This window comes from Rhizobium sp. BR 250 (assembly GCF_047445855.1).
GTDB classification, from domain to species: Bacteria; Pseudomonadota; Alphaproteobacteria; order Rhizobiales; family Rhizobiaceae; genus Agrobacterium; species Agrobacterium tumefaciens_I.
The window spans coordinates 22179-37388 of sequence record NZ_JARWKW010000014.1; the positions used below are offsets into that span (position 1 = coordinate 22179).

15 protein-coding genes are annotated in these 15210 nt (G+C 59.6%); 14 read left to right on the forward strand and 1 reads right to left on the reverse strand.

Going from position 1 to position 15210, the window contains the following annotated elements; all coding sequences use genetic code 11:
• Positions 1-4 precede the first annotated feature (4 nt).
• The 13 genes from QD336_RS20490 (at position 5) to QD336_RS20550 (ending at position 12251) form a co-directional block, all read left to right on the forward strand.
• Positions 5-1471, forward strand: coding sequence for an aldehyde dehydrogenase (locus tag QD336_RS20490; RefSeq protein WP_499171992.1), 1467 nt, complete (start codon positions 5-7; stop codon positions 1469-1471).
• 4 nt (positions 1472-1475) lie between these two features.
• Entirely contained in the window at positions 1476-1790 is a 315-nt protein-coding gene (locus QD336_RS20495) for an NIPSNAP family protein (RefSeq protein ID WP_499171993.1), read from the forward strand.
• Positions 1791-1846: 56 nt separating this feature from the next.
• Entirely contained in the window at positions 1847-2857 is a 1011-nt protein-coding gene (locus tag QD336_RS20500) for an ABC transporter substrate-binding protein (RefSeq protein ID WP_499171994.1), read from the forward strand.
• A gap of 60 nt (positions 2858-2917) precedes the next feature.
• Complete coding sequence (locus tag QD336_RS20505; RefSeq protein WP_499171995.1) at positions 2918-3793, forward strand: ABC transporter permease; 876 nt, start codon at positions 2918-2920, stop codon at positions 3791-3793.
• 1 nt (position 3794) lies between these two features.
• Positions 3795-4595 (forward strand): ABC transporter permease, encoded by an 801-nt coding sequence (locus tag QD336_RS20510; protein WP_173989717.1) that lies wholly within the window; start codon positions 3795-3797, stop codon positions 4593-4595.
• On the forward strand, positions 4592-5674 hold the full coding sequence (locus QD336_RS20515; protein WP_499171996.1) for an ABC transporter ATP-binding protein: 1083 nt from the start codon (positions 4592-4594) through the stop codon (positions 5672-5674). The genes QD336_RS20510 and QD336_RS20515 overlap by 4 nt, the downstream gene beginning before the upstream one ends.
• Before the next feature lie 12 nt (positions 5675-5686).
• A complete protein-coding gene (locus QD336_RS20520) occupies positions 5687-7141 on the forward strand; it encodes an NAD-dependent succinate-semialdehyde dehydrogenase (RefSeq protein WP_499171997.1) in 1455 nt (484 codons plus the stop codon).
• A 534-nt stretch (positions 7142-7675) separates the two neighbouring features.
• Positions 7676-8368 carry an aspartate/glutamate racemase family protein gene (locus QD336_RS20525; protein ID WP_269340144.1) on the forward strand — a complete coding sequence of 231 codons (693 nt, stop codon included), beginning with the start codon at positions 7676-7678 and terminating at the stop codon, positions 8366-8368.
• Positions 8369-8577: 209 nt separating this feature from the next.
• The gene (locus QD336_RS20530) at positions 8578-9168 is read left to right on the forward strand and encodes a TetR/AcrR family transcriptional regulator (protein WP_499171998.1); all 591 of its coding nucleotides are present in this window, start codon (positions 8578-8580) and stop codon (positions 9166-9168) included.
• 69 nt (positions 9169-9237) lie between these two features.
• The gene (locus QD336_RS20535) at positions 9238-9867 is read left to right on the forward strand and encodes a hypothetical protein (RefSeq protein WP_499171999.1); all 630 of its coding nucleotides are present in this window, start codon (positions 9238-9240) and stop codon (positions 9865-9867) included.
• Between the two features lie 92 nt (positions 9868-9959).
• Positions 9960-10808, forward strand: coding sequence for a cytochrome b/b6 domain-containing protein (locus tag QD336_RS20540; RefSeq protein WP_499172000.1), 849 nt, complete (start codon positions 9960-9962; stop codon positions 10806-10808).
• Entirely contained in the window at positions 10805-11581 is a 777-nt protein-coding gene (locus tag QD336_RS20545; RefSeq protein ID WP_499172001.1) for a molybdopterin-dependent oxidoreductase, read from the forward strand. The genes QD336_RS20540 and QD336_RS20545 overlap by 4 nt, the downstream gene beginning before the upstream one ends.
• Before the next feature lie 94 nt (positions 11582-11675).
• Positions 11676-12251 carry a DUF308 domain-containing protein gene (locus QD336_RS20550; protein WP_499172060.1) on the forward strand — a complete coding sequence of 192 codons (576 nt, stop codon included), beginning with the start codon at positions 11676-11678 and terminating at the stop codon, positions 12249-12251.
• 118 nt (positions 12252-12369) lie between these two features.
• Here QD336_RS20550 and QD336_RS20555 read toward each other — a convergent pair whose 3' ends face one another.
• Positions 12370-14406: an oxidoreductase gene (locus QD336_RS20555; RefSeq protein WP_499172002.1), complete on the reverse strand. Its 2037-nt coding sequence runs from the start codon at positions 14404-14406 to the stop codon at positions 12370-12372.
• A gap of 143 nt (positions 14407-14549) precedes the next feature.
• Between QD336_RS20555 and QD336_RS20560 the strand changes: the two genes are divergently transcribed.
• Entirely contained in the window at positions 14550-15188 is a 639-nt protein-coding gene (locus QD336_RS20560) for a TetR/AcrR family transcriptional regulator (RefSeq protein ID WP_499172003.1), read from the forward strand.
• Positions 15189-15210 lie beyond the last annotated feature (22 nt).

Genomic DNA, 15210 nt, shown 5'->3' on the forward strand with positions numbered 1-15210 from the left:
GATGATGCGCCGTTTTCAGTGCTATATCGATGGACGTTTCGAGGATGGCGAGGCGAGTTTTTCGAGCCTCGATCCCGCAACCGGCCAGCCCTGGGCTGAGATGCCGGAAAGCCGCGAGATGGATATCGGCCGCGCCGTCGAGGCTGCGCATCGGGCGCTTTACGAGGATGCGGCCTGGTCGAAACTGACGGCGACGCAGCGCGGCAAGCTGCTTTACCGGCTGGCCGATCTGGTTGCGGAAAATGCGAAGACGCTCGCTGAACTTGAAACCCGCGATACCGGCAAGATCATCCGCGAAACCTCGGCGCAGATTGCCTATGTCGCTGATTATTATCGTTATTATGCGGGTCTGGCCGACAAGATCGAGGGCGCCTACCTGCCGATCGACAAGCCGGATATGGATGTCTGGCTGCGACGCGAGCCGGTTGGTGTGGTGGCGGCGATCGTGCCGTGGAACAGCCAGCTGTTTCTCGCCGCCGTGAAGATCGGTCCAGCACTGGCCGCAGGCTGCACCATTGTCGTCAAGGCTTCGGAAGACGGGCCGGCACCGCTTCTGGAATTTGCCCGGCTGGTGCATGAGGCTGGTTTTCCTGCTGGTGTCGTCAACGTTGTTACCGGTTTCGGTGCCTCGTGCGGCAATGCGCTTACCACCCATCCGAAGGTGGCCCATATCGCGTTTACCGGCGGTCCGGAAACGGCGCGTCACATCGTTCGCAACTCGGCGGAAAACCTTGCCTCCATATCGCTGGAACTGGGCGGTAAATCGCCGATCCTCGTTTTTGCCGATGCCGATCTCGAAAGTGCCGCCAACGCCCAGGTGGCAGGCATCTTCGCGGCGACCGGCCAGAGTTGCGTTGCCGGTTCGCGGCTGATCATCGAAAAAAGCGTCAAGGACCGTTTCCTCCAGATTCTGGCAGCAAAGGCTGAGGCGATCCGCATCGGTTCGCCGCTGGATATGGCGACGGAAGTGGGGCCGCTTGCAACGGAGCGTCAGAGGAAGCACATCGTTTCGCTGGTTTCCGCTTCGGTAGATGCCGGCGCCAAGGTGGTGACAGGCGGCGCACCCGTTGACGGTGATGGTTATTTCTACCGTCCGACCATTCTCGATTGCGACGGCATCCGATCCCCCTCGATGGAGAAGGAGTTTTTCGGCCCTGTTCTTTCGGTCGTTTCCTTCGAAACCGAAGCGGAAGCCATCGCGCTGGCCAATGACACGGTCTACGGCCTCGCCTCCGGCGTCTTCACGCAGAACCTGACACGGGCTCACCGGCTGATGAAGGCGATCCGCGCCGGTATCGTCTGGGTGAATACCTATCGCGCGGTTTCGCCGATTGCGCCCTTTGGCGGCTTCGGCCTTTCAGGAGATGGCCGTGAGGGTGGGCTTGCGGCAGCGCTCGATTATACGCGCACCAAGACGATCTGGCTCAGAACCTCCGACGATCCGATCCCCGATCCTTTCGTGATGCGGTGAGCCGATGTTTTACGAGATCCGCACCTATCGGCTGAAGAACGGCACCATCCCGGCCTATCTCAAGGTCGTGGAAGAGGAGGGTATCGAAATCCAGAAGAGCCATCTTGGCGAACTGGTGGGTTACTTCTTTTCCGAGATCGGTCCGATCAACGAGATCGTCCATATCTGGGCCTTTTCCAGCCTTGACGATCGCGAGGAACGGCGCGCCCGGCTGATGGCCGATCCACGCTGGTTATCCTTCCTGCCGAAAATCCGCGATCTCATCGAGGTCGCGGAAAACAAGATCATGAAGCCGGCACGGTTTTCACCGTTGAAGTGAAAGGCGCCGGCCAAGACGTGCATGCCAACAACAAACTCTAAATGGAGTAAGGGAACATGAGATCGAAACTGGTATTGTCGACATGCGCAGCACTTTTCGCCCTCGCGGCATCCGCTGAGGCGAGTGACCTGGTTTTTTCCAGCTGGGGAGGAACCACGCAGGACGCCCAGAAGGCGGCCTGGGCTGAGAAATTCATGGTCGAAACCGGCATCAACGTGCTGCAGGACGGCCCGACCGATTATGGCAAGCTGAAAGCCATGGTCGAGGCAAACGGCGTGACATGGGATGTGGTCGATGTCGAAGGCGACTATGCTGCGCAGGCCGGTCCCAAAGGCCTCCTGGAAAAGCTCGATTTCAGCGTCATCGATAAAACGAAGCTCGACCCCCGCTTCGTGACGGATTATTCCGTCGGCAGCTTCTATTATTCCTTCGTCATCGGCTGCAATGTCGATTCAGTCGCTGCCTGCCCCAAAAGCTGGGCCGATCTTTTCGATACGGCTAAATTTCCGGGCAAGCGCACCTTCTACAAGTGGTCAGCGCCGGGTGTGATCGAAGCAGCACTTCTGGCCGACGGCGTTACGGCCGACAAGCTTTATCCGCTTGATCTGGACCGCGCTTTCAAGAAACTCGACACGATCAAATCCGATATCATCTGGTGGTCCGGTGGCGCGCAGTCGCAACAGTTGATTGCGTCGGCGGAAGCACCCTTCGGCAGCGTCTGGAATGGCCGTATGACCGCTCTCGAGCAGAGCGGCGTCAAGGTGGAGACATCCTGGGCGCAGAATATCACCGCGGCGGATTCGCTTGTCGTCCCGAAGGGAACGAAGAACAAGGATGTGGCGATGAAGTTCATCGCCCTGGCGACTTCCGCGCAGGCGCAGGCGGATATGGCGACGGCGACGGGTTATGCCCCGGTTAATATCGAATCCGCCAAGCTGATGGATCCAAAAATCGCCAAGTCCCTGCCGGACCAGCAGACGGCAAGCCAGGTCAATGCCGATATGAACTACTGGGCGCAGCATCGCGATGAAATCGGCGAGCGCTGGTACGCCTGGCAGGCGAAATAAGATAACGGCGCGGGCTGCCACCGGCGCCCGCGCAATTTTCCACGTCCGGGAGGTTTGGACATGGTCTCGCTTACCGATGAAACAGTCAGGACAAGGCCGAAGGCGTGGACGCCCTTCCGGGCCGGCAATTTTGCCGCCACCCTGCCGGCGCTTGGTTTGCTCATCCTGTTTTTTGTCGTTCCTGTCCTCATCCTGCTGTCGCGCAGCGTGACCGAACCCGTCTTCGGCCTTGGCAACTATGCCGAACTTCTGGGCAGTTCCACCTATCTGAAGATTTTCTTCAATACTTTCGCGGTGTCGGCGCTGGTGACGATCGTGTCGCTGGCAATCGGTTTTCCGGTCGCCTGGGCGCTCGCCATCATGCCTTCGCGGCTTGCCTCCATCGTTTTTGCCATCCTGCTTCTGTCTATGTGGACCAATCTTCTGGCACGCACCTATGCCTGGATGGTGCTGTTGCAGCGCACGGGCGTCGTCAACAAGACGCTGATGGGGCTGGGCATCATCGACAAGCCGCTGGCGCTGGTCAACAATCTCACCGGCGTGACGATCGGCATGACCTATATCATGCTGCCGTTCATCATCATTCCGCTCTATGGCGTCATTCGCAAGATCGATCCGGCCATTCTGCAGGCGGCGTCTCTGTGCGGAGCCACCCGCTGGCAGGCACTGACGCGTGTTCTCATTCCTCTTGCTGCACCCGGCATGATGGCCGGCGCGCTGATGGTCTTCGTCATGTCGCTCGGTTATTTCGTCACCCCGGCGCTGCTCGGCGGTACGGCCAACATGATGCTGGCCGAACTCATCGCCCAATTCGTGCAGTCACTGGTCAACTGGGGCATGGGCGGGGCAGCCGCCTTCGTCCTGCTGGTGGTCACTCTCGCTCTTTATGCGGTGCAGCTGAAATTCTTCGGCGCGGCCGGGGCAGGGGGGCGCTGAGATGCTTTTGAATTATAACAGCCTCGGCCTCTGGAAATGGCTGCTTCTCCTCATCACCGTGCTGACCTCGGCATTTCTGATCCTCCCGATCGTTTTCATCGCCGCTTTGTCCTTCGGCTCGTCACAATGGCTGATCTTTCCGCCGCCCGGCTGGACGCTGAAATGGTATGCGGATTTCTTCGCTGACCCCAGATGGCTGGAGGCCGCCTGGACGAGCCTGCGCATCGCGCTGATGGTCACGGTACTCTCCGTGCTGATCGGTCTCGTGGCGTCGTTCGGGCTGGTGCGTGGCCGGTTCATCGGGCGCGGCACGCTGCGCGCGCTGTTCATGACGCCGATGATCCTGCCCGTCGTGGTTCTTGCGGTGGCGCTTTACGCCTTTTTCCTGAAACTCGGCCTTGCGGGTACCACCACCGGTTTCGTCATCGCCCATCTCGTCGTTGCGCTGCCTTTCTCCATTCTGGCGCTGACCGGCGCGCTTGAGGGTTTCGACAAGTCGATTGAGGATGCGGCGGTGCTGTGTGGCGCCAGCCCGTTGCAGGCGAAAATCCGCATCACACTTCCCGCCATCAGCCACGGGCTGTTTTCGGCGGCGATCTTTTCCTTCCTCACCTCCTGGGATGAGGTGGTGCTGGCGATCTTCATGGCAAGCCCGACATTGCAGACGCTGCCGGTGAAAATCTGGGCGACCCTGCGTCAGGATCTGACGCCCGTCATCGCCGCAGCCTCCACGCTTCTCATCGCGGTGACCATCATTCTCATGCTGCTTGTCGCGGCTGTGCGAAAAGGACTGAAAACATGACCAAACCGCTCCTGCAAATTCGCGGAATCCGCAAGCAATACGGACCGGTCGTCGCCGTTCAGGATGTCAATCTCGACGTGCAGCCGGGCGAGTTCATGACATTTCTCGGCCCTTCCGGTTCGGGCAAGAGCACCACGCTATACATCCTTGCCGGTTTCGAGCAGCCGACCGCAGGTGACATCCTGCTGAACGGCGCGAGCCTGCTTTCGACGCCGTCGCACAAGCGCAATATTGGCATGGTCTTCCAGCGGTATACCCTGTTTCCGCATCTGTCGGTCGGTGAGAACATCGCCTTCCCGCTGAAGGTTCGCCGCAGGAGCAAGGCGGAAATCGACACCAAGGTGAAAGAGATGCTGCGGCTCGTTCGCCTCGAAGGTTTCGAGGACAGGAAGCCTGCGCAGATGTCGGGTGGCCAGCAGCAGCGCGTGGCGCTGGCGCGGGCACTTGCTTATGACCCGCCGGTGCTTTTGATGGATGAGCCGCTATCGGCGCTCGACAAGAAGCTGCGCGAGGAAATCCAGTTCGAAATCCGTCGCATTCACCAGCAGACGGAGGTGACGATCCTTTATGTCACCCACGATCAGGAAGAGGCGCTTCGCCTTTCCGACCGGATCGCGGTGTTTTCAAAGGGGGTGATCGACCAGATCGGCACGGGCCCTGAGCTTTATGCTCATCCGACCACCCGTTTCGTAGCCGAATTCATCGGTGACAGCGATTTCATCGCCTGCGACCTGCTTGCAGCATCCGGCGGCAAGGCGACGGTTTCAGTGGGTCGGGATATCGTCTTTGATCATATTCCGATGCATGGCGAGGCTGCGCCGGGCAAGAAAGCGGCGCTGATGCTGCGTCCGGAACGCCTGCAGCTCAGCCGCAACCGGCCGGCTTCTTCCGCCGGTTTTCAGGCCACCGTCAGCGACATCACCTTCCTTGGTAACAACGTCCATGTGGTTGCCCATACCGGTTCGGGCGAACCGCTTGCCGTGCGACTGCCCTTCGGCCACGAAGCGATTTCCGGTCTCAACCGAGGCGATCTCGTGCACTTGGCGTTCGACCCGGCGTCAGCCCAGGTTTTCTGTTGAGGGATCGGCTCCATGCACCTGAATGACCCCACACTCCTAGGTGAAAAAGTGCCCGTGGCCGGACGCTGGATCGGCTGCGATGGCCGCGAAACGGTGATGATCCGCAATCCCGCGACGGGGGAGATCGTCGGGCAGGTTCCCGAACTCGGCGCAACGGAAACGCAGGAGGCAATCGCTGCCGCCGTGATTGCCCAGAAGGCATGGGCGCGCCGCACAGCCGGCGAGCGTGCGACGATCCTGAAGGCGTGGCACCGGCTCGTCATGGAAAACCGGGATGATCTCGGCATGATCCTGACGCTGGAACAGGGCAAGCCCCTGGCGGAAGCCAAAGGCGAAATCGCTTATGGTGCAAGCTTCATCGAATGGTTCGCCGAAGAGGCACGTCGCATCAATGGTGAGACGGTGCCCGGCCATCAGCCGGACAAGCGCATTCTGGTTCTCCGCCAGCCGGTCGGCGTCATCGCGGCCATCACGCCGTGGAATTTCCCCAATGCCATGATTACCCGCAAAGTCGGCCCGGCGCTMGCCGCCGGCTGCGCGGTGGTGCTGAAACCGGCGCCGCAGACGCCGTTTTCGGCCATAGCCCTCGCCATCCTCGCCGAGCGCGCGGGCCTGCCGCTCGAACTTTTCAGCATCGTGATGGGACCCGCCGCGGAAATCGGCGGCGTGCTGACCGCAAGCCCGGATATCCGTCTCCTGACCTTCACCGGCTCGACGCGCACGGGAGAACATCTTTATCGGCAATGCGCGCCGACGATCAAGAAACTCGGGCTGGAGCTCGGTGGCAATGCGCCCTTCATCGTGTTTGATGACGCTGATCTCGATGCCGCGGTGGAAGGGGCGCTGATTGCCAAGTTTCGCAACAATGGCCAGACCTGCGTCTGCGCCAACCGGCTTTATGTGCAGAGCGGTGTTTATGATGCCTTCGCTGAAAAATTCGCACGGGCGGTATCCGCGCTGAAGGTTGGCAACGGATTGGAAGAGGGAAGCATCCTGGGGCCGCTCATCGATGGCAACGCTGTTGCCAAGGTGGAAGCCCATATCGCCGATGCGCTTTCAAAAGGCGCTCAAATTGCCTCGGGCGGCAGCAGGCATGCACTCGGCGGCAATTTCTTCGAGCCGACGATCCTGCGCAACGTGACTGCCGGCATGCAGGTCGCTCGTGAGGAAACATTCGGGCCACTCGCCCCGCTTTTCCGTTTCGAAGACGAAGAGGATGTGATCGCGCAGGCCAACAATACCGATTTCGGTCTTGCCTCCTATTTTTATGCACGTGACCTGTCCCGAGTTTTCCGGGTCGCCGAGGCGCTCGAATATGGCATGGTCGGCGTCAATACGGGCGCTATTTCCACCGCTGAAGCGCCTTTTGGCGGTGTCAAAATGTCAGGTCTCGGCCGGGAGGGGTCACGCCACGGCATCGAGGAATATACCGAACTTAAATATGTCTGTATCGGTGGCATCGGCTGAGACCGGACCTTGAAGAATGATGCCTATGTCAGCAGCCCGCGCATGATCAGGTCAAGATGAACCTTAAGAACGGCCTGCCTGCCCGGTACCTGCTGGCGAACCCGTATTTCCGTTTTCTCTCGAAAAGCCCGCTTCCAAGCGGGCTTTTTGCGTTCGGGCACTATCGGCCATCGTTCCTGTCACCTGGCAGCATGACATCGCCGTTCGTGGGCGCACCGATTTCATCAAGAATCCCCACAAAAGGAAGTAGAAACTGGCGGCGGGTTACGGGGATGTTAGCCATGACATCTCGTCGCGATCATGTGGTTGATGTGTTCAATACGCACAATTCAGCGGCAATCGCCACTAGTTAAACTGATGGTTGATTCTGGGGAGACGAGACAAGCGACGGCGCTACCAAGCGTAGCGAGCATCGGCGGGGCCGAGATAGGTTCTTTCCGTGCCACTTGTTTTTGCCTATGTTGCAGGCCCACCTGCGGCCGGATCAAACTCCAAGATTTAACGGCCTTTGAAACCTCCTGACGGATTCATGTGATGAAAGTCATCGGCATATTGGGCGGCATGTCGGCCGCCTCGACGCAGATCTACTACCGCAAACTTTGTGAGATCACCCGAGACCGGCTTGGTGGCCTCCATTCCCCCGAGCTTTTGATCCGCTCCCTCGATTTTGCGAAAATAGAGGCCTTGCAGGTGAGCGGCAATTGGGATGAAGCCGCACGCATATTGAATGCAGAGGCAAGGGCGCTGGAGCGCGGCGGCGCGGAAGTCCTGGTGCTTGCTACTAACACGATGCACAAGCTCGCTGAAGCGATGATGGAGGCCGTGTCCATTCCGCTGCTTCATATCGCGGACGCCACTGCGGAGCGAATAGTCAAGGCAGGCCTCAAACGGCCAGGGTTGCTGGCGACGGCTTTTACCATGGAGCAGGGCTTCTATGTGGACCGGCTAAAGGCGGCATCGCTGCATCCGGTTCTCCCGGACGCAGCTGATCGCGGAGAGTTGCATCGCATCATCTATGAGGAGCTTTGCAGGGATATCACCACAGATGAGAGCCGATCCATCTACGAAAACATCGCGCGGCGCGTGGCTGAAGCGGGCGCTGACTGCATGATCCTCGGCTGCACCGAGGTCGGTATGCTGCTCCACGAGGGGAATGTCCCGGTTCCGGTCTTCGATACCACGCTGATCCATTGCGAGGCCGCCATAGATATGGCTTTGTCAGGGTGACGAGCGATCGCATCCCTGCGATCCTCTCATACCGTTTGACGACTTTTCGGATGACGAAGCTGAGGGGATGTCCTCCGTCAGATGCGGATCGAACTCTCAGCCACGTCCATGAACAGCAGCGGCCGGTGGCGGGGAAGCGGATTGAGCCAGCCGGAACGCTATTGACTTAACGCTTGACATGGCTACCTACCGGAAGGTAGGTAGACGATATGAGCAATTTATCGACAACCTCCGACGACATTCTGGCTTCCGCACGGGCTCTGATCATGAGCGGTGGGTATAATGGTTTCAGCTATGCCGATATTGCCGAGGTTGTTGGCATCCGCAAGGCGAGCATTCACCATCATTTCCCGAGCAAGGTTGACCTTGTCCGGACGCTCGTCTCACGTTATCGCGAAGACGCTCAAAACGGTGTCGCCGCGCTTGAGCGGAATGTCGAGCAACCGCTTGAGATTTTGCGGGTCTATGCGGATCATTGGGCGAAATGCATAGAGGATCAAAGCCGGCCTTTCTGCGTCTGTGCCCTGCTGGCAAGTGAACTGCCTTCGCTGCCACCGGAAGTCGCCACCGAGGTAACCGCTTTCTTTCGTTTTCTTTCAAAATGGCTGACCACGGTCATGGAGCGTGGTGCGGAAGCGGGCACTTTGGCCCTGTCTAGCACGCCTGAGGTTGAGGCCGAGGCTTTCATGGCCTGCGTGCATGGTGCGATGCTGTCGGCTCGCGCCTATGGGCGGGCGGATGTGTTTGCCAACATACTTGCGCCGACATTAAAGCGCCTGTCCGCAACCGCCGTTCAGTAATTCCTTTGGCGAAAGTCGCCAAAGGCAAAACTGCGCATCGCAAACCTATCAACTAGTAGGAAGATTCCAATGATCAAGAAATCCATTTCCGCCATGGCGCTCGTGCTTTCAGCCATGTCGCTGGCGACGATGATGTCTGCACCCGTCCGCGCCGAGGGTGCCGCAGGCAATCATGTCAATGTGCGGGGCAACATCGTATCCCACGCTGGTTCCACCTTGACCGTGAAAACCCGCGAGGGCGAGACCCTTGATATCAATCTTGCCGAAGACTTGCAGGTCTCGGCTGTCGCGAATGCCAGGATCGAGGATATCAAGCCGGGTGACTTCGTCGGCATCGCATCTTTGCCCAAAAAGGATGGCGGCGACGGCGCGCTTGAGGTTCTCATTTTTCCGCCGGCGCTCAAGGGGGCGGGCGAGGGCAGTTATGGCTGGGATTTGAAGCCCAACAGCAGCATGACCAACGCAACCGTTGCCGATGCCGTCACGGGTGTCGATGGCCGAACGGTCACGGTCTCCTACAAAGGCAAGGAAAAGAAGATCTCGATCCCTGACGGGACGCCGGTTGTTACCCTCGCGCCAGCCACAAAGGAGGATCTGGTTCCGGGAGCCGTCGTTTTCGTGCCGGCCGAGAAGGCTTCCTCCGGCACTGTGGCCCAGCGGCTTGTCGTCGGAAAGAATGGCGTGGTTCCGCCCATGTGACCACGTCGGCGGCCGGTCGGCCGGAGTACTCTCCCGTCGACCGGCCGCCGCCCCCTTCGCAAACCTAGACAATGCAAGGAGCAGGGTCGGACATGGATGCCACCGACGACAACATTCAACATCCGCGGACGATCTTCATCCGTCGCCACGCGCTTGTGACCCGCATCACGCACTGGCTGAACGTGCTTTGCCTGAGTTTTCTGCTGATGAGCGGCCTGCAGATATTCAATGCGCATCCCGAGTTGTATTGGGGGCACTATGGCGCGGACGGCGACCCTGCCTTCCTGACGATCGGTTCCGCAGGGGGTGGTCCTGACGCCCGAGGCTTCCTGCGGATGGCTGGCCTCGAGGTTACGACCACGGGCGTGCTCGGAATTTCCGATATGGATGGCCAGGCCGTGGCGCGAGCGTTTCCGGTCTGGGCGACAATTCCCTCGTTTCAGGATCTGGCGGCCGGCCGCCGCTGGCACTTCTTTTTTGCCTGGCTGTTTCTCATCAACGGCCTTGTCTATGCGGCCTCTGGTGTTCTTGGCGGCCACTTCAGGAAAGATCTGGCGCCGAAGGTCAGCGAGCTTTCTCCTCGCCATCTCTGGCATGAGATCGTCGATCATGCGCGCCTGCGTTTCCCCAGGGGAGAAGAGGCAAGACACTATAATGCATTGCAGAAACTGACCTATCTCGCGGTGATCGCGGGTCTTCTTCCACTGATGATCCTGACGGGCCTGACGATGTCACCCGGCATCAATGCCGCTCTCCCCTGGCTTGTCGATCTCTTTGGCGGTCGGCAGTCCGCGCGGACGATCCACTTCATAACGGCGTTGCTGCTGGTGCTCTTTGTCATCGTGCATATCGCAATGGTCGTGCTGTCAGGCACCTGGAACAACATCCGGTCGATGATCACCGGCCGTTACGCCATCAAAGAAACGGGGCCGAATTCATGAGCCATCTTCTTACCCGCCGTCGGTTTCTGATCGGCAGCACACTCGGCGCCGGTGCCGTGACCATTTCCGGCTGCGATCTTCTCGATCAGAACACCGACGTCTTGAACCTCGTCCGCTCGGCAGAAACGCTGACGATGAAGGCGCAGCGCCTGCTGCAAGGGCGTGATGCCCTGGCCCGGGAGTTCACCGAAGCTGACATTTCTCCATCCTTTCGTGTCAACGGCACGAGCGCTCCCGATAGCGAGGAATATGCGGAACTCGTCGAAAGCAAGTTTGCGAATTGGCGGCTCAGGATCGATGGGCTGGTCGAAAGGCCGCTGCAGATTTCGCTTGCCGAACTCAGGATGCTGCCGGCCCGCACCCAGATCACCCGCCACGACTGCGTGGAAGGTTGGAGTGCCATCGGCAAGTGGACAGGCGTGCCGTTGGGCATGCTTCTGAATACGGCTGGACTTGCGCCAACCGCCCGCTTTGCCGTTTTCCATTGCGCCGACGAACTCGAGAAGACGCTGGACGGAAGCGGCCGCTATTATGAAAGCATCGACCTGGTCGACGCCTTTCATCCGCAGACCATCCTTGCATACCAGATGAACGGACAGGATCTCACTGTCGGTCACGGTGCGCCGCTGCGGCTGAGGGTCGAGCGGCAGCTTGGGTACAAGCAGGCCAAATATCTCATGCGGATCGAGATCGTGGACAGTTTCACCGGCTTCTGGGGCGGTAATGGCGGCTTCTGGGAAGACCGCGGATACGAATGGTACGCCGGGATCTAGCGGCTTCAGCGCCTGCGCATGTCCCGACCCGGCAGAACAGGAATGGCCTTTCTCGGACAGAGGCCGGAACCCTCCAAGAACAAGGAATAACGCCATGGGCAACCGAACATCAGCCATCGTCAATGACAATGAATATTGGCTGAAGCGCTATTATTTCATCCGCGCGGCATTCTCCATCATTTGGGTTATCGCAGCACTCACCGCGGGAAGGCAGTCCTTTGGTATCGCAGCTTTCCTGCTGGTCATTTATCCCGCGTGGGATGCGGTGGCGAATTTGATCGATGCCATGCGAAACGGCGGGCCGGCGAAAAATCGCAGCCAGACGTTTAATGTCGCAGTCAGTTCGCTGATGACCGTGATCGTGATCTTCGCCTTGCGCATGAGCATGAATTGGGTGCTCGCGGTCTTCGGACTATGGGCGATTTTTTCAGGCCTGCTCCAGTTGAGCGCCGCCGTTCGCCGTTGGAAACATCATGGCGGGCAGTGGGTGATGATCCTGAGTGGCGGACAATCCGCCGTCGCAGGCATCTTTTTCATTCTGCAGGCGCGCGTGCCGGATGAGCCATCGATCGCGACCATCGCCGGATATGCGGGACTGGGTGCATTTTATTTCCTCGTCTCTGCCATCTGGCTGAGCGTCAGCCACCTGCGGCGCGAGGCAAAAGCATAAGGTCATCCACAATGTGATGGCCGATTGCCGTGGATGGCGGTAGTTGCCGGACAGCTTGTCGCCGGACCGCGCACGGCTGAACGGCGATTATCTGACCTCACGGCAGGGTTTGCGGGCCTCAGATGTCCTTTGCCAGACGCAGCGCATCGTAGATCGCCGCATGGGTATTGCGTGCGGCGACCGCATCACCGATCCGGAAGAGCTGGTAAGTGCCGGCCGGATTACGCTCCACCGTCTGGGCCGTTCCTTCCAGCAAGTCGTCATAGGAGATTTCGCCGAGATTCTTCGAACCGGGTTTCAGTTCGAAATAAAGGTCGTCCAGCGGAACCGTGCCATGATTAACGACGATCTGATCCACGGTCCGTGATTTCGTCACGCCGCCATAGTCGCTGCCGACGCGGACAACGAGTTGATTGCCGTTTCTTTCCGCCGCTTCCAGCCGATAGGTGACGGTGAAGGTGACATCGAGTTTTTGCAGTGCCCGCATATAGGGAACGAGGTTCATGGCCATGACTTCCGGGGCGAAGGCCCGGTCCGGGGTCATGATCTCCACTTTCGCGCCCGCCTTTGCCAGGAATTCGGCGGCCTGCAGGCCGGCATGATCGCCGGCATCGTCGAAAACCAGCACAGTCGCGCCCGGCTTGACGTCCCCGGAAATGATATCCCATGCCGAAACGACGAGATCGTTGCCCTTGGAAAGCACCTCGGTATGCGGCAATCCGCCGGTGGCGATGATGACCACGTCCGGGTTTTCCGAAAGGACCGTATCCGCCTCCGCCCAGCTGTTGAAATGGAAGGTGACGCCAAGCCTTTCGCACTGGCTCATGCGCCAGTCGATGATGCTGATCATCTCACGGCGGCGTTCGCTTTGCGCGGTGAGGCGGATCTGGCCGCCGGGATCGTTCGCGGCCTCGAAGACGACCACCTCATGGCCACGCTCGGCGCAGACACGTGCGGCCTCAAGGCCTGCCGGGCCGGCGCCGACGATCACCACCCTGCGCCGTTCCGCCGCCCTGGCGATCTCATGCGGCATGGTCTCCTCGCGGCCCGTTGCCGCATTATGGATGCAGAAGGCGAGGCCGCCCTGATAGATGCGGTCGAGGCAATAATTGGCGCCCACGCAGGGGCGAATGTCGTCCTCCCGTTTTTCCATGATCTTGCGCACGATATGCGGGTCGGTCATGTGGGCGCGCGTCATGCCCACCATGTCCACCTTGCCGGAGGCGATGGCGTGGCGGGCGGTGGCGACATCGGGGATCTTGGCGGCATGGAATGTCGGGAAACCGGTCGCGGCGCGGATTTCACCGGCAAAGTCCAGATGCGGCGCATTGGCCATGCCCTGAATGGGAATGACGTCCGTCAGGCCCGGATCGGTGTCGATGTGACCGCGAATGACATTGAGATAGTCGATCAGGCCGCTATCCTTCAGCCGTCTGGAGATTTCGAGGCCCTCCGCCTTTCCGGTGCCGCCCTCAAGACATTCGTCGGCGGTATAACGAACGCCGAGGATGAAATCGTCGCCCACGCGTTCGCGCATCGCCCTGAAGACGTCAAGACAGAAGCGCATGCGGTTTTCCAGCGAACCGCCATAGGAGCCATCCAGCTCGTTGGTCAGCGGTGAGACGAACTGGTCGATGAGGTGGCCATAGGCCTCCAGCTCCACCCCGTCCATGCCGCCCGCCTTCATGCGTTCCGCGGCGTCGGCGAAGTCCTTGATGATGCGTTCGATATCCCAGTCCTCGATCTTCTTCGGAAAGGCGCGGTGGGCGGCTTCCCGATGATGCGAAGGGGCCAGCACCGGCAGCCAGTCGCCCTTGTCCCAGCGGGTGCGGCGGCCGAGATGCGTCAGCTGGATCATGATTGCCGCGCCCTGTTCATGCACGGCGTCGGTCATCTCCCGGATCCACGGGACGATTTCATCCTTGTAGGCGAGCAGGTTGTTGAAGACGGGTGGGCTGTCCCTGGAGACGGCGGCCGAGCCGGCGGTCATCGTCAGGGCCACGCCGCCCCTAGCGCGCTCCACCGTATAGGCGCGATAGCGCCCTTTCGGCATGCCGTCTTCGGGATAAGCGGGCTCATGCGAGGTGACGATGATGCGGTTGCGCAATGTGAGATGCTTGAGCCGGTAGGGCTGAAGAAGGGGATCATTCGACATGGCCGTTCTCCGGGTGGGGCTGATGGGAGAAGGCTAGAAGGAAATGTACATAAGTGTCAATTAATAAAACACATGTGTTTATGATTTTGACACGAGTGGACATTCGCCTTGTCGCAACCCGGCGGATTTGCTAGAAAACCGTCATGGAAGCGACATTGAACGAGACCGGCTGGCGCGGATCGCAGGAAGGATGGCTGGAGGCCGCCTATCAGGCCCTGCTGGAATCGGGCGTGGATTCCGTCAAAATCCTGCCCTTGGCGAAAAAGCTCAATCTGTCGCGCACCAGCTTCTACTGGTTCTTCAAGGACCGGGAGGAACTGCTGGCCGCGCTGCTTTCCCGCTGGCGGGAAAAAAACACCGGCAACATCGTCAGGCAGTCTGAGGCCTATGCGGAGAGCCTGGCGGAAGCAATGTTGAATATTTTCGATTGCTGGATCGATCCCGCCCTCTTCGACAGCAGGTTCGAATTCGCGGTTCGCAGCTGGGCGCTTCAGTCGGATGATATTCTTGCCGAGGTGCGCAAAGCCGACCAGACCAGAATGGACGCGCTTTCGCGCATGTTCGTGCGTTTCGGCCATTCCGAAAACATGGCGGATGTACGCGCCCGAACCACCTATCTCGTGCAGATCGGCTATATCTCCATGCAATCCGAAGAGGATGTGGCCGTGCGGATGAAAAGAATTCCGGACTACATTGCAATCTATACCGGCGAGGTGGCGCAGCAGCGCGAGCTTGATCGGTTTTATGCAAGGCACGGATACAGGCCGGGGGCAGACAGCTAGGGGCTGTCCCGGCGGCCTTGTG

What these genes read in the sequence shown, in the direction of transcription:
- QD336_RS20490 (WP_499171992.1), top strand. Translation starts at nt 5, where the DNA reads ATGCGCCGTTTTCAGTGCTATATCGATGGACGTTTCGAGGATGGCGAG.
- QD336_RS20495 (WP_499171993.1), top strand. Translation starts at nt 1,476, where the DNA reads ATGTTTTACGAGATCCGCACCTATCGGCTGAAGAACGGCACCATCCCG.
- QD336_RS20500 (WP_499171994.1), top strand. Translation starts at nt 1,847, where the DNA reads ATGAGATCGAAACTGGTATTGTCGACATGCGCAGCACTTTTCGCCCTC.
- QD336_RS20505 (WP_499171995.1), top strand. Translation starts at nt 2,918, where the DNA reads ATGGTCTCGCTTACCGATGAAACAGTCAGGACAAGGCCGAAGGCGTGG.
- QD336_RS20510 (WP_173989717.1), top strand. Translation starts at nt 3,795, where the DNA reads ATGCTTTTGAATTATAACAGCCTCGGCCTCTGGAAATGGCTGCTTCTC.
- QD336_RS20515 (WP_499171996.1), top strand. Translation starts at nt 4,592, where the DNA reads ATGACCAAACCGCTCCTGCAAATTCGCGGAATCCGCAAGCAATACGGA.
- QD336_RS20525 (WP_269340144.1), top strand. Translation starts at nt 7,676, where the DNA reads ATGAAAGTCATCGGCATATTGGGCGGCATGTCGGCCGCCTCGACGCAG.
- QD336_RS20530 (WP_499171998.1), top strand. Translation starts at nt 8,578, where the DNA reads ATGAGCAATTTATCGACAACCTCCGACGACATTCTGGCTTCCGCACGG.
- QD336_RS20535 (WP_499171999.1), top strand. Translation starts at nt 9,238, where the DNA reads ATGATCAAGAAATCCATTTCCGCCATGGCGCTCGTGCTTTCAGCCATG.
- QD336_RS20540 (WP_499172000.1), top strand. Translation starts at nt 9,960, where the DNA reads ATGGATGCCACCGACGACAACATTCAACATCCGCGGACGATCTTCATC.
- QD336_RS20545 (WP_499172001.1), top strand. Translation starts at nt 10,805, where the DNA reads ATGAGCCATCTTCTTACCCGCCGTCGGTTTCTGATCGGCAGCACACTC.
- QD336_RS20550 (WP_499172060.1), top strand. Translation starts at nt 11,676, where the DNA reads ATGGGCAACCGAACATCAGCCATCGTCAATGACAATGAATATTGGCTG.
- QD336_RS20555 (WP_499172002.1), bottom strand. Translation starts at nt 14,406, where the DNA reads ATGTCGAATGATCCCCTTCTTCAGCCCTACCGGCTCAAGCATCTCACA.
- QD336_RS20560 (WP_499172003.1), top strand. Translation starts at nt 14,550, where the DNA reads ATGGAAGCGACATTGAACGAGACCGGCTGGCGCGGATCGCAGGAAGGA.